This is a genomic window from Candidatus Koribacter versatilis Ellin345 (genome assembly GCF_000014005.1).
GTDB lineage: Bacteria > Acidobacteriota > Terriglobia > Terriglobales > Acidobacteriaceae > Korobacter > Korobacter versatilis_A.
This window is the reverse complement of the sequence record NC_008009.1, coordinates 987,684-1,001,981: the sequence shown is the minus strand read 5'-3', so window position 1 is coordinate 1,001,981 and position 14,298 is coordinate 987,684. Positions and strand designations below refer to the sequence as shown.

Below are 14,298 nucleotides of genomic sequence, written 5' to 3'. Positions count from 1 at the left end.
GCCGGTCTCACCGGGAGAAGGTGATGCGGAGGTGAATTGTACTCTCTGCCCTGTCGCCTGGGAGACTTCTTCTTGCGCTTGTTACTTCTTGCGCTGTTTGCCGTTCAACAGCTGCCTGGCCAGGTAATCGTCGAGCGTCGGCTCGTAATAACTATTTAACCGTATCGCCCGAGAGTCGGCACGATACGAGTCTCCGCTCTCGCGATACGCCTGCAACAGGCGCGCCGCACTCAACGGATTCCCCTGGTCCTCTTCCAAATGAGGTATGGCCTCGGCGTATTTCTTCTGGACCCACAATACGCCGCCCTGCGCGCCTTCGTTCGCCTGTTGAATTACGTTGTCCGGGATGCTCTCCGCCATCTGGCTGAGCTTCTTCAAGGACTCGTTCGCCATGTCCGTGCGGCCGAATTCCGCCGCCCGCACAGCGCGGGATTTTAACAGCAGCGCCATCTCCTGGTCGCGATCGCTCTTCGATATATCCGAGCGTGTCTTCAACGCGCTTTCAGCGTCAGCAGTGTGCCGCAGGAACCCCGGCAAATCCGGGTCGTAAGCCGACATAAGCCTGTGCGCCATGGCTTCCTGCTTGCCGATATGCAACGAACTCGCTTCTTCAGCCACCTTCGTGAACGCATCATCGGCGGATTCATGCTGATGCGCGAACATATAGGTCAATGCCGACTGCAGTTGCCACGTAAGCCGATCGCCATCCGACGGTGCCATCGCAGCCGCCTTCGCATATTCTGCACGGGCCTGCTGCTCTTTCCCCATCAGCATGTAACTGTCGCCCAGGCCAACCTGCGACCACACGAACGTCGAATCGTATTCCAGCGCTTTCTTGTAGTGTTCAACCGCCTGCTCGAATCGCCCCGCCTTCAGGCTGATCTCCCCGTAGGAGTCCTGCGTATTCGGTTCACCTGGAAGCAGCTTCGCGTACTTGTCGAGTGCCTCGAATGCCTTGTCGAAGATCCTGTTGCCGGCGTAGGCATACGCCAGTTCGTTCAGGGCCGCCGGATAATTCGGATCGATCGTCACTGCCCGCTCGAGGAACCGCTGCGCACCTTCGTAATTCTGCTGTTGCACCATCCAGCGACCGGCAAGAAATAGCAGGAACTTGTCTTCGGGATACGCGGACGTCACATCGTTCAGTGCAGAGATCGCCGGAACCATCTTCCCCTCACGCGATCCCGCCATCCATTCCACCAGCATCTGTTCGGGCTTCGAGGCGTTCGCGGCCAGCGTGCGCGCCTTCTGAAGCTCCGCCTTCTCTTCCGCCGGATTTCCGTTGTCGTATGCCAGGAACAAGTGCGCCAGCGCAAAGTTGCTGTCAGCGCGCACTGCGGACCGGAAGTCGACATGGGCACGCTTGGACTGCTGGTTCTCGATATTCTCGAGTCCGCCCTGGAACGCGCGCCGCGCTACGTCCGAACTAGTGGTGAGTGGAATGTCTTTCTCCGGAGTGGCCTCCTGGCCTGATCCGGTAGCAAACGCGCACGGTGCCGCGAGCACGGCATAGCACATAAGCTTGGTCATCAAACGGTTCATCATCGGTCCCTTACGAACGCACACTTCTCCCAATTGTGTGCGCAGATTAGCACGCGGCCCCGTTAACTCCAAGGTTACTCACGTTACTTGTGTTTATCACTCGTATATCTTTTGATGGACAATACCGTAAGAGCATTCATGCATCGACTAAGGCACTTCGCATTGCTGGCGATCTTCGCGCTCGCTTCGTCCCTCTACGTTGCGGCGAAGGACCTTGCCGTGGTCGTAAACAAGGCCAACGACACCAAGGCACTTACCACTGCGGATCTTGCGAAGGTGCTGAAGAACGTCACGAAGAAGTGGCCGAACGGTCAGGACATCATCATCGTGATGAAGGATCCCAACGCGCCCGCGATGCGTGTGGTACTTCAAAAGCTCTTCGGTATGACTGCGGAACAAGTGAAGTCCCTCGTCAGTTCCGCGAACCAGGGGCGTCCGAATCCAGCCTTCGTCATCGCTGACTCGGATGACGTCGCGTTGAAGATGATTGCCAGCAACGCCGGCGCTGTAGGCATGGTGGATGTTTACGCCATCAACAGCTCGGTCAACGTCGTAAAGGTTGACGGCAAAATGCCGCTCGAACCTGGCTATCTTCTGCACGGCGTCTGGTAAAGAAAAAGGCTGCGTCTCCGCAGCCTCGTCTCGCGATGTAATTTCTAAATTACTGTTCGCTGGCTTTGCGGGCCTTTTCGAACTCGTCTCCCGCACGCCACCCCACCTTGTTCGGCTGGTTTGCTGCCTTCCAGCCCAGCGCTACACCGAACTTCGCCATCAGCGCGTCGCCTGAGAAGTCCATTTCTGGCTTGTACTCGTCTGTGACCTGGTGATAACGGTTCTTGTTGTAGTCCTGCGCCTGCTTCTCACCCCAGTCTTTGTCGTGGCCGGCGAACTTCTCGCCTTCATTCACCGAGAAGGCCGGCACTCCAACGCGCGCCAGGCTGAAATGATCGGAGCGATAGTAGTGGCCAGCTTCGGGCCGCGAATCTGGAACAATCGTGAGCTTGAACTCCTTTGCGGTCTGCTCCACGACTGGGTAGAACGTCGTGCGTTCCGCGCCACTCACCTGCACTTCCTCCGGCATGCCGATCGGCGGGACATCGTCGAAGTTCAAGTCGAGACTGATATTGCGTGCGGGGATCGGCGGGTTCTTCCCGAGATACTCCGATCCGCGCAGACCCTGTTCTTCCGCGGTTACCGACGCGAAGATTACGGATCGCTTCGGCTTCACCGGCGATGCTGACATCACGCGGGCGATCTCCAACAGAATGCCGCAACCCGTCGCATTATCGGCCGCCCCGTTGTAGATGTTGTCACCCGACTGGTTCGGATCAATACCAAGGTGATCGTAGTGCGCGGAATACATAATTGCCTGGTCCGTCAGCTTCGAATCCGATCCCTGCAACTCCGCGACGACGTTGTAGGAGTTGAACGGACGCACCGCGCTCTCCACGTGTGCCTTGAAATGCGCGTTCAACTCGCGTCCCTTGAAGCCCGGCCGTCCCGCCTCACTGATTGCCTTTGCGATGTCGATATCGGAGTCGGCAAAGATCTGTTTCGCCACGTTGTACTGAATCCATGACGCCGCCTTCAGCTGCGGCTCGTTGTTCGCGCGCAGGTAGGAACGTTCGCCTCCCCACGAGTTGTGGACCACGTCCCATCCGTAGCTCGCCATTTCGGTCTGGTGCACGAGGATCACGCCGACTGCGCCCATGCGAGCGGCCTGCTCGTACTTGTATGTCCAGCGTCCGTAATACGTGAGTGCCTTGGCCTTGAAGAAGTTCGGGTCCGTAGAAGGTGGCTCGTTCACCAGCATCAGCAGCACTTTGCCCTTCACGTCGAGGCCGCTGTAATCGTCCCACCTGTACTCGGGCGCAGTGATGCCGAACCCGACCCAAACGATAGGTGCGTCGATCTCATCGGAGGCATTGCCGGTTTCGTCCATCGAAACGATGTCCTGTCCCGGCTTCAGATCCAGCTTCTGTCCCTTCTCCGTCGTGACCGCGTAGCTCGACTCCGGCTTGGTCTTGATACCAAGCATTTCGACCTTCTGGAGATAGCTGCCGTTATCGCCTATCGGCTTCAGTCCGTAACTAGCAAACTGCGTGCCGATATATTCGGCGGCAATGTCGCCACCACGCTGTCCTGTTCCGCGACCCTCAAGCAGATCCAGTGAGAGGAAACGCACGTGCGCGCGGATGATCTCCGGGTTGACATTGTTGATCGCGGACTGCGCCGATGCGGGCACGCTTGCGGCAGATTGCTTGGCTCCGGATTTCGGCTTCTCCGGCGATCCTTGTGCAATGGCGCACGACATTGCGCTCATCGCAATGAGCAACAACACGGCATTTCGCATGTAGGGAAACTCCATGATAAGAATCAAGAGCAGCAAGAAACCTTATATTGTAACGCCGCAACACTCTCGCTCCGCCTGGGCTGGGGCGCTCTGATGGAAACAGCGACTCAATCCCACGGATGTTGGGCGCAAGCTGTGATTCAGCCCTCTCGAAGAAGCCGCAGACCGCGGCTCAGTTCTTCGATCCTCAGCCGTATTTCAGATCGGGGATGCGCTCGTTGGCTTGGAAGTACTCGCCGCCGCCGGCAAGCGCGCGATAGAACTGCTCCTGCTCTTCGCGGAACCACCCGCCTGAAGCGATGCCAATGTCGCCTTCGGGATTGATCAGGAAAAACGTCGGCACCGTGGTCAGCCCATACGCATTCGAGGCCGGATAGCTCTTCGTGTCATCGAGTGCAACCGGCATCGTAATCCGATATTCCTTCAGGAATGCCAGCGTCGCGCGCTGATCGTCCTGCGAGACCGCGATCACGGTCACCGGCTTGCCCTTTGAAGCCTGGTACATGCGCTCGATGTACGGCATCGCGAACTGGCACACTGGGCAGCTGATCTTGAAGAACGCCAGCAGTACCGGCCCTTTTTCCAGCGCTTTGCTGAGCGAAAAAGTTTCGCCGGTCATAGTGGGCAGTGTGAAATCGGGGGCCTTCACGCCGGCTTCGAGTGTCGCCATCCTGCTTCTCCTCGGGGTCTTGAACATCGCGCGGAAGAACTTAAACATCACGCCTCCCGTGCGAAGTGTTTCCGCAAAATCTTGCGCGTCAATCCGGTGATCGCCATCCGGTGCGCCTCTTCGTGCGTAACCCACTTGCCGTGTTTCTTCGCCGTACGGCCGCGGACCACGAAGACCGCGTAATCAGTGTCCGTGATCGAGTGGCGCAGTTTGTGAAGCGGCTCCACGCCATTTGCGCGGATCGCAGGAAGCTCCCACATACCGGCCATCAACGAGTGGTCCGCTGGACGCTGCACCAGCAGCACGCTGTTCTTCCGCGCATACAGAGCGTACCAAAGCTCGGCGCGCTTGCGCTTCGGTTGCGGTCGAGACTGGAGTGGCCCCCGGGTTTTGCACGGCCCGTTCACCGGACAAACCAGGCATTGCGGATTCTGCGGCAAACAGATCGTGGCGCCGAGTTCCATCATCGCCTGGTTCCAATCGCCGGGTGCACGCTTGGCAAGCAATTGTTCCGCGCGCTCCCAAAGCCTCTCGCCCTCGTGGCGCTCTCCATCCAGACGCTCAAGGACGCGCTCCACGTTGCCATCCACCACTGCCGCCGGCTCGTTAAACGCGATACTGGCGATCGCCGCGCTGGTGTAGCGACCAATCCCGGGCAGTTGCCGCCAGCCTGCCGCAGTATCCGGAAATTTGCCGTGCAGATGATGGACCACCATCTGCGCTGCCTGGTGCAAGGCTCGCGCGCGCCGGTAGTAGCCAAGGCCGCTCCAAACGGTCAGAACCTCGTCGAGCGAGGCGTCGGCCAATGCCTTTACGTTCGGAAATTGCGCGAGAAATTGGGCGTACTTGTCGAGGACGGCGGCCACCCGGGTCTGCTGGAGCATGATCTCCGAGATCCAAATCGCGTACGGATCGCGAGTGCGTCGCCATGGCAGATTGCGGCGGCTGTGCCGGTACCAGGACAGCAGGGATTTCTGGAGGTCCGAGGCGTCGGAGTCAGCGGCCGTCGCGGAGGTGCTCATGATTGCAAAAGAGTATACCCTCCCCCTGAGCCATTCTTTGTTTTCAAGATTTTAGCGATCAAATCCCCGCAAAATCTTCAAAACAGGTGCTTTATAGGTAAAATATTCAAAAATAAGCAGTTAGCTCACCACAGAAGCGCAGAGGCTCAGAGTTATCAAAGAACGAGTAAGTCAACTTGGGAATGCCCCACATGCGCAGAATAGCGCGGGACTGGCAACGGAGTCTGTGAGGTATGCACGTGATCGAGGTGAGGATCGTCACCAAAAAGTAAGGAGAGCGGGTGCCTCCGCTCTCCAATAAATTCCCTCCCCGGGAATGATAGGTGTCGTAGCCAAACGCTCTTGTCCGCGACACAGGGATAAGAGCAACCCTGATGCCATTGGCTTTACGGATTGTAAGTAGCTGAAATGGTGACGGTTGATCCACCGCGAAGCGGTCGCTCCGGTGCCCTTTGACCGTAAATGGTGTAACCTTTTGTTACATTTTAGGAAGACGAACCGGCAACCCCTTCTTCGCGTGGCAAACCCAGTTAAGAGGTCGGCATGGTGGTGTGTGCGGCCATAATCATGCCCTTCTTGGCCTGCTGCCACACGGACATCATGCGCAGCGGTTTGTCGGGGAGAGGTTGACCGTCGATGGTGCCTTTGCCGGTAAACATGTAGCTCACGATGATGTCGGCGCCAGCGGTTTCGGTCTGGATCTCGCCGATCGAATAATCGGTGAGATCGAACTTCCGCAAATGCTCTATGGTCTGCTGCCGGTTAGCAACGGCAGCAGGATTTTGCGCAACGATCGTTCCCGAGAGGTGCGCTTCGACGTCGCGCCAGTTCTTGGCCTTCACCGAATCCCAGAACAAGCGTTCGTATTGTTCGCCGCTGGTGGCCATCTCCCAGCCCGGCTTCGGTTTCTCAGGGGCGATGGTGCAGGCGGAGGTGAGCAACAGAACGATGACGGCGCAGAGCAGCTTTCGCATGCGTGGGATTGTAGTCGAGAGTGTCGCGGGTGCGAAGGGTATTCTGCTCGGAAATTACCGGAATCGATAGGGATCGTTCGACTTCGCGGACTTTGTCCGTTTCGCTCACGATGACAAAAAGACCGCCCCTCCATTAACGGAAGGGGCGTGGGAGAGTAGGGGGAATGGGTTAGCCGATCGTCACCAGATCTTCGGTGCTGACGACTTCGGCCTGCTTCGGGTGGTTCTGCCGGACATCCACTTTGCTGCGCATTGGCTCGAGCGTGTCTACCGGGACGGCGAATTCGCGCTCGATCTTCTCGCGGAACTCGGGGCCGGAGTTGTAGGTGCAGAACGGATAGAGCTGTCCGTTGGGCGCGGAGTAATGAATGACGCAGCGCTTCACGCGCTCGATGTCGTAGTTGTAGAGGTCCTGGAAATGCATCCCGGCGACGAGCAGCGTGCGATACGTAAAGGTGCCGTCTTTGCCATCGCGACCGAGCTTCTTGTCGGTGAGGCCTTGCAGCGTTTGCAGGAACTTGGTGAAGCTGAGTCCTCGCGGCGCGCGGTCTTTGTGGAAGTGCTTCTTCAGCGAGTTCCACACGCCGAGCTTGGTATAGAACTTGAAAATTGACTTGCGGGTTTTACGCGAGAGCTCGTCCATGTCCTGAAGCATGGCGCCGACGTCCACGAACTGCGTGATGGGCACGGCTTGTTTGGTTTCTTCGTCGACGAAGAAATAGGTGCCGAGCGAGCAGTGCGGATGCGACGAGATCGTAGGCACCCCGACACCGCGCAACGCCGCCGTGAGCTTCGAAAACGGTGTAACGCAAGCGAGCGGGAAGAAATCTTCCTGCGCGCGGGTGATGCCGGTCTGGTCACTGACAGCCTGAGCGAGGTCGGCGAGAGTGAAGCGTTTCTCTTCGAGCGAGCGACGATTGATACGGCCGGTGAAGGCGACCGGTTGGAAGCTGATGCCGCTGACGCAATCAATGTTTTCGATCGCCACGCGAACGATGTCGCCGATCTGGTGATCGTTGAGGCCCTTAACGATCGTAGGGACGAAGACAATCTTCATGCCGGTTTTGCGGCAGTTGTCGATGGTCTTCATCTTGACGTCGAGCAGATTCACGCCACGCACACGGCGATAGATGTCGTCGGTAACGCCATCGAACTGGAGGTAGAGCGTGGCGAGGCCGGCTTCTTTGCACTCGCGCGCGAAGTCGAGATCTGACAGCTCGATGCCGTTGGTCGCCGCCTGAATGTGGGTGAAGCCCATCTCCTTGGCTTTGCGAAGAACGTCGAGGAAACGCGGATAGACGGTAGGCTCTCCGCCGGAGAACTGGATGCAGCGGGCGTCCACGGGGCGCTCGTTGCGTAGCGTCTCCATCATCTTCACGACTTGCTCGAAGTTCGGCTCGTACACGTAACCGCTGGTGTTCGCATTGGCGAAGCAGACCGGACACGTGAGATTGCAGCGATTGGTCAGGTCGAGATTGGCAAGCGCCGTGTGCGAGGTGTGCAGCGTGCAGAGGCCGCAGTCGGTTGGACAGGTTACGCCCTGCTCGTTGTTCGGGTTTGAGTTGCCGCCGCCGTCGCCGAAGTTCCACTCGTCCATCTTCTGGTAGAGGGCCACGTCACTGAATACAATGTCGCGGAAGTCGCCGTGGTCGGCACAGGTCTTGGCCATAATGACCTTGCCGTTCTCTTCAAAGATTCGCGCGCGAATCACCTGGCGGCACTCGGGACAAAGCGACTCTGTCTCCTTCGGCAAGCCCTTGGCCAATGGCGTAATGCGCTGACCGGTCAGGGTGAATTCCGGTTGGAGAATTTTGAACTTCGGGCGCTTGGTGGGAGAGAACGCAGATGTGCTCACAGGGATCGATCCTCAAATTTCCACAGCAAATGGGTTTTGGATGGATAGTTTCGCAATGGATATTGTGCGCGGAATGGAGCGCTTGAGGATGTGAGGTCGGTTACAGTTTCGTGTGAAGTCGGAATTCAGCGAATGGTGGAAAACGCGGTGCGGATGGACAGCCAAGCGGAGTGGTTAGGACGTCAGTTTTGGGTAGGATCCATGACTACGCCAGCGAAGAGCAAAATATTGGCTGCGTCGTCGTGAACGAAGAACAGGAACGGACGATTTACCACCATGTGGAACGGCGTCGGGCCGCCCATGATTCCGCCGAGAATTCCACCGCCGAGAGTGCTGGCTTCGGCGTAGACTCCCGCGCGATCCGCCCTGATTCGGCCGCTCTGATTCACTTCGGTCAGATGCGATTCCGGCACCAGAATAATCTGTCGCATTACACCGAAGAGCGACTTGAAGCCATATCGTTCCAAAACCGGCCGCAATTCGGAATGAAATGCGAAGTCAAAGGAAGGCATGACGACAGCGCCGAATTCGCGATGCAGTGCTGCAGATACAAGCGACGGGTTGGAGACTATCTTTTGCGAGAGATCCTCGATGGACTTCTCTTGCGCAGGCATGACTACGGTCATAGAGCCGATGCTACACGGCAAAGTGATCGCCTCGAACTCGTCGGTTTGCGCGTGATCGAAGAAGTCCTTTTCGCCATCCATCATGTGGACAGGCTTCGTGCCTCCCGAACGGACCGCGAAGTCACCGTCGATCTCAGGGTTAAGAACGAAGAGATTGCCCTGCCATGAACAACTAAGGTGAAGGGAACCTACGTAGGCGAAGTCATTCCCGATGTCGAACGCCGGAAGCGTTGCAAGGGCAAGTCCGCGGGTGGCCTGGCGCAAATCTTCCGACTGGGGTTTGCGATCGCCTATATTCACAAAATCTAAGTGATAGAAGCGTTGCGAGTTTCTTACGAAGTACGGCGCAAATACCTCCTTCACCTTGGGAGTGCGATACACAATCGCATTCGCCATCCAAATAGAATCTTCGCCCGCGGGCATCAGGGATTGATTACCAAGAAGTTTTTCTGGTTTCGGCGGATCGGAGGGGCCTGAATCCAATGCACCAATAAACATTCGGGACGAATAGCGAAGATCGAGCGCTGAATCCCATCCGAGGATTTTGTCGGTCTCTTCGCGCGCGTCCGCTCGGAACAGAGCGAACATCAGCGTTATGGGTGGAGGAGCGATCGCAACGTTCTGGTCAGGCGAGGCCATATGCATGGAGTTCAACAGCCTGGTGCCGAGTTGCTCGTTGCTGCGAATGAGCGTCGGCAAGCCCTCGCCGGGTTTACCTTGCGCACTCGCAAATGTGGCGACGATGAGTGAGAGAGCGAAGCCTGCGAATCTATACGTCGTCATTTCGCAGCGATTGTACTCTGCGAAAACGAAATCAGCAGTGCGCTACTTCTTCTTGTGCTTCACCGGTGTGAGCTCTTTGTCGAAGAAGTCCGCAGCCATGGTAGCGACTTGTTCGTGAACAGCTTGGCGATCGACGGCTGGATTATCCACGAAGAGCTGTGGCAGCTTTTTCTTGGCGAGGTCAGTGCCGACGTCGAGGAACGTGTAGTGGCCCACGCCGTTGGGAAGAATCGTGAGCTGCGCGCCTTTAATTCCTGCGGCGAAGATTTTCGTGTTGCTCTCGACGGGAGCCTGATCGTCAGCCTCGCCGGCGACGATGGCAACCGGGATGTTGATCTGCGCGAGACTGTCTTTGGAGAAAGCGCGGGCGATGGCGGGAGCGATGGCGAAGACGGCGCGGATACGAGGATCCCGATAGGAGTCGCCGGCGTGATCGAGCGCTGCTTTGATTTCCGGCTGGTTCTGCATCTTGGTGAACTTATCGATCAGGTCGGGCATTTCCGGAGGACTGCACGCGTTGTGGTTCTCAGGCGCCTGGCACCACGCGAGCAGGCCTTTGAAGTCGGCAGTCGCGCCAGCGAGTTCCATCATGGTGAAGCCGCCATACGAGAAGCCGGCGGCGCCGATGCGATCGGGATCGATCTTCGTCCCGAAGCGCTGATCGCGCAGCATGCCATCGATGACTGTCGATATGTCTTTCGCACGCTCCCAACCTTCGGCGAAACCTTGTGGCGTGTAGCCCGTCGCAGCGTTGTTCCCGGGATGATTCACGGCGACGGCGATGTAGCCACGCGCCGCGAGATAAGTGCCGAGCCACGCCATCTGGATAGCGCTGCCGCCGGTGCCATGCGAAAGCGCGACCAGCGGATAGGTGTTGAAGCTCGGCGCGAAGATCGCGTCCTTGGCGGCCTTGCCGGCGTAAATCATCGGCGGATCGCCGAGGTACTGTTCTTTTTCTTCGGCGCTGGCTTCCGCCGGATACCAAACGATAACGGAGAGCGAATGCGAGTCGGAGCCGCGCCAGTTGTAGCCTTCCGGCGGATAGAAGTCGCGGAGCGTCACGCCCACTTTGCGTAGGAGCGGTTCCTCTTTCTTTTTTTCTTTTGCGAAAGAGAGCGCAGCGACGAGGAGAAGAGCGATGAGCAGCGCGCGGCGTGGAAGCAATGAGTGACTCCGAAAAGCTACTGGACGGACCCGCCGGCTTTTTGCCAACCGGCGAAACCGTCGTGATAGACCTTCACTTCTTTGAAGCCGCGGCTGGCTAGGAGCCCGGCAGCGGCACGGCTGGCGGCGCACACATCACCGGCAGCCAGACCGCTTTCATACACCACGACTGGCTTGTCTTTCGGCAGCGTTCCGGCGCCGTCACTGAGCTTATTCAGCGGGAGATTCACGGCCCCAGAGATATGCGACTTGGCGAAGTCTTTCGGCGAACGAATATCCACGAAAAGCGCGCCCTTCTTATGCAGGTCCTGCGCGGCATTGGTGGGGATTTCATTCTTTCCCGGACCCTTGGGCGCGTTCACATCGCAGTCCCCTGAATCAGACTGGCCGACCGCGAGCGGATTGGCAGCCGGAGCCGCACCCGGGATAAGAGACGCGGTTGCTGTAGGAGGAGCAGTTGAATTCGTCGCGGGCTTGTTTTCAACCGGTGCAGCTTCTTTCTTGGCTTTCGACGAGTTCTTATCGAAAGTGACGGTCGCGGCGAGCGCGGCTGGAACTGGCTTCGCCGGACCTGGTGGCGCGGATGGAGCAGCTTCACTCGATTGTGCGGGCGCAGCGGCAGCGACCGCGATATCCTGCAACTTCAATCCGCCGACGTGTTTCACCTGGTTCACCCAGAAGGTCGGCGTGGCCCCCACGCCTACGGCCTTGCCATCTTCCATGTCTGCCTTAACCCGCGCTTCTTTTTCGCCACTTTCGAGACATGCGTTGAACTTCGCCGAATCGAGGCCGATGTCCTGCGCGTAGTACTTCAACTGCACCGGCGCGAGTTCGCCGTCGGCTTCGTACATGCGGTCGTGCATCTGCCAGAACTTGCCTTGGTCGTCGGCGCACTCGGCGGCTTCAGCGGCGCGCTCGGCAAAGACGTGGAACTTCGCGAGCGGAAATTGCCGGAAGACGAAGCGCACTTGCTTCGGATAATTGCGTCGGATCTGGCGGTTGGTCGCCTCGGCGATGATGCATGACGGACACTGGAAATCGCCGAATTCGACGATCGTGATGGGGGCATCCGCCGGGCCAGCAGTGTGGCTATCTGGACGAATCAGTCGCGTGAGATCGGCTGGACCTTCCGTACTATTCGCGTCGAGTTGCTTCTTTACTTCGGCAGCAGAGTGATTCGACAGCCACGCAAAGGCGGGGATCGCAAGCACCACGCAGATGATCAGCACCGCGACATTGCGCTGCGCCCGCTTCGGCGTATCGCTCTCCGGCTTGCCGAGCTCGACGCCGAGCAGAATGAAGATCAGCGCGATGGCGATCTGCTGTGCCACGCACCACGCGCACCAGGCGTGGATCTGGAAAGCCTCGAGGCTGGTGAGATAGAGCGAAACGATCAGTCCCGCAGCCGAAAGATAAAACGCAATTCTCTTCAGCAGCTTGCTCGTGCTCTCACCGGCGAAAGACTCGGCAACAATAAGGATGACGAGCGTTGCGTAGAGCACCGCGCCAAAAGCGGGCGTAGGGATGCCGCCCCAGAACGCAAAGCGGCTGGCGCGAACGTCGTCGCAACCGGAGCCGAGGCAGACGAGCGGGTGCGTCGGCGAGGTGTAGACCCACCAGAGGTAGGCGGAATCGAAAAGGCCGATCAGGCTGAGGACGAGAGCCAGGGTCTTGCGCATCGGCTCCTATTATCGCAAAAGACAACGGGCTGGGAGTCCATAGGGGTGCTTCGACTGCGAATCCGCATCGTGGTGCGGATTCTTCGCTCAGCATGACAGGCTTTTAGCTTCTTGGTGCGACGAACAGCGCGACCGGAAACGCATACAGAATGTTGTCGCCTTCGCGCCGCGGCTGCATATCAATGCGATCTTCGCCCAGCGACTCTTCATAAAGACACCGGCACCGCTCTTCATCCCCGGGCTGGCACAATGACCGCGCAAGCAGACTGTTGAGATCGCCCGCCATGCGCAGCGTTTCGACTTTCGGCTCGGCTAACCCGGCACTCTCGAAAACCGCAACCATCTCTTCGACCGGCAGCGCACGCACATGCGAGTTGTCACGCAGCTTTTCCATTTGGTTGAAGGCGTCGGCTTTTTCGCGGGCTGGCGCGGTATCCACCACGAGAATGCGGCCGCCTGATTTGCAGACTCGCTTCATCTCCAGCAGTACCGTGAGCGGATCGCTGAAGTGATGGAACGCGTAGCGGCAGGTTACAAGCGTAAAGCTCGCATCCGAGAACGGGAGATGCGCGACATCGCCTTCCACCCAAGTGAGGTTCATGAGCCCCTGCCCGGCTTGCAGTTTGCGGGATTGCGCGAGCATGGCGGGCGTGAGATCGATACCCGTCGCATGCAACACCTTCGCGGCGAGCGCACACGTCAGGATGCCGGGGCCACTGGCGACATCGAGGGCCTCGTCGTCCACCTGCGGATCGGCCGCGGCAACAATGCGCTGAAGGATTTCTTCGTTACGGATGGGCTGCGCGTTGGCATAGGCAGCAGCCTGGAAGGTGAACTGGTCGCGGATGAGATCAGAAAGCGCCATGTCATAATCTACGCCCACGATATGACCTTCCGGCAAGGATGTATGTTGGTCGTAGCTTGGTCGCTCCTGATTCCGGCCATCGGCCTGACCATCATGTTCGGTCCGTCGCTATGGGGTTTCGCGCACGGCTGGCCAGTTCTTGTCGTCAACGTCCTGTGTTGTTCTTTGCCCTCTGGCTATTGCGCATCGCTCATCGGAAGCAACAAGGCAATCAATGATCCGCTCCACCATTTTGAAAGCAATCTACTTCTCGGCTTTCATGTCCTGCCTTTGCATCGCCCAAAATGCGCCGCCGCAACGCTTGAAAACCTACCTAACGGCATACGTTGAGAAAATCGGGCTCGATCCCTCGCATGTGGCTTACTCCTTCGCATTCGCGCACTTGAGTAGCAGTAAAGAACCAGAGGTGATCGTCCGCATGACAGGCAGCGACTGGTGCGGGAGCGGAGGCTGCATTTTGTTGGTCCTTGCCTCGAACGGTGATTCCTACAAGAAAGTCTCGGCAATGACGATTACGAATCCGCCTGTCCGCGTTCTCGATACCCAAACGAGTGGTTGGCATGACATCGGCGTTTTTGTGCGAGGGGGTGGAATTCTGCGCGGCTACGAAGCGCGCATGCGCTACAACGGAACCAAGTATCCACCGAATCCGAGTACGTCGCCGAAGACCGCACCCAAGGCCGCTGGCGAGATCGTAATCCCCGAAAACGCCGAATCGATATCGCTAGTGAAGCCCTGAACACGAAGAACGAGCGGAGTTTATCG

General features: G+C 58.2%; 12 protein-coding genes. 2 read left to right on the top strand and 10 right to left on the bottom strand.

What is annotated here, in order from left to right; genetic code table 11:
• Positions 1-81: 81 nt before the first annotated feature.
• Complete coding sequence (locus tag ACID345_RS04160; protein ID WP_041855431.1) at positions 82-1,545, bottom strand: tetratricopeptide repeat protein; 1,464 nt, start codon at positions 1,543-1,545, stop codon at positions 82-84.
• A 135-nt stretch (positions 1,546-1,680) separates the two neighbouring features.
• Between ACID345_RS04160 and ACID345_RS04155 the strand changes: the two genes are divergently transcribed.
• Positions 1,681-2,154: a substrate-binding domain-containing protein gene (locus tag ACID345_RS04155; RefSeq protein WP_148210010.1), complete on the top strand. Its 474-nt coding sequence runs from the start codon at positions 1,681-1,683 to the stop codon at positions 2,152-2,154.
• A 49-nt stretch (positions 2,155-2,203) separates the two neighbouring features.
• Here the strand turns inward: ACID345_RS04155 and ACID345_RS04150 are convergent, their stop codons facing one another.
• The 9 genes from ACID345_RS04150 to ACID345_RS04110 all read right to left on the bottom strand — a co-directional run bounded on the left by ACID345_RS04150 (position 2,204) and on the right by ACID345_RS04110 (position 13,551).
• Positions 2,204-3,895 (bottom strand): M28 family metallopeptidase, encoded by a 1,692-nt coding sequence (locus ACID345_RS04150; protein ID WP_011521613.1) that lies wholly within the window; start codon positions 3,893-3,895, stop codon positions 2,204-2,206.
• 187 nt (positions 3,896-4,082) lie between these two features.
• Positions 4,083-4,565: a peroxiredoxin family protein gene (locus ACID345_RS04145; protein ID WP_049761652.1), complete on the bottom strand. Its 483-nt coding sequence runs from the start codon at positions 4,563-4,565 to the stop codon at positions 4,083-4,085.
• Positions 4,566-4,612: 47 nt separating this feature from the next.
• Complete coding sequence (gene mutY, locus ACID345_RS04140; RefSeq protein ID WP_011521611.1) at positions 4,613-5,587, bottom strand: A/G-specific adenine glycosylase; 975 nt, start codon at positions 5,585-5,587, stop codon at positions 4,613-4,615.
• A gap of 530 nt (positions 5,588-6,117) precedes the next feature.
• The gene (locus ACID345_RS04135) at positions 6,118-6,561 is read right to left on the bottom strand and encodes a DUF4440 domain-containing protein (RefSeq protein ID WP_011521610.1); all 444 of its coding nucleotides are present in this window, start codon (positions 6,559-6,561) and stop codon (positions 6,118-6,120) included.
• A 169-nt stretch (positions 6,562-6,730) separates the two neighbouring features.
• Positions 6,731-8,416, bottom strand: coding sequence for a tetraether lipid synthase Tes (gene tes, locus ACID345_RS04130; protein WP_011521609.1), 1,686 nt, complete (start codon positions 8,414-8,416; stop codon positions 6,731-6,733).
• A 182-nt stretch (positions 8,417-8,598) separates the two neighbouring features.
• On the bottom strand, positions 8,599-9,825 hold the full coding sequence (locus ACID345_RS04125; RefSeq protein WP_011521608.1) for a serpin family protein: 1,227 nt from the start codon (positions 9,823-9,825) through the stop codon (positions 8,599-8,601).
• 42 nt (positions 9,826-9,867) lie between these two features.
• Positions 9,868-10,989 (bottom strand): alpha/beta hydrolase family protein, encoded by a 1,122-nt coding sequence (locus ACID345_RS04120; RefSeq protein WP_011521607.1) that lies wholly within the window; start codon positions 10,987-10,989, stop codon positions 9,868-9,870.
• A gap of 17 nt (positions 10,990-11,006) precedes the next feature.
• Positions 11,007-12,668: a thioredoxin domain-containing protein gene (locus ACID345_RS25100; protein WP_011521606.1), complete on the bottom strand. Its 1,662-nt coding sequence runs from the start codon at positions 12,666-12,668 to the stop codon at positions 11,007-11,009.
• 103 nt (positions 12,669-12,771) lie between these two features.
• Positions 12,772-13,551 (bottom strand): class I SAM-dependent methyltransferase, encoded by a 780-nt coding sequence (locus ACID345_RS04110; RefSeq protein WP_011521605.1) that lies wholly within the window; start codon positions 13,549-13,551, stop codon positions 12,772-12,774.
• A gap of 196 nt (positions 13,552-13,747) precedes the next feature.
• Between ACID345_RS04110 and ACID345_RS25095 the strand changes: the two genes are divergently transcribed.
• Positions 13,748-14,272, top strand: a complete 525-nt coding sequence (locus tag ACID345_RS25095; protein WP_011521604.1) for a hypothetical protein — start codon at positions 13,748-13,750, stop codon at positions 14,270-14,272.
• The last annotated feature ends 26 nt before the right edge of the window (positions 14,273-14,298 follow it).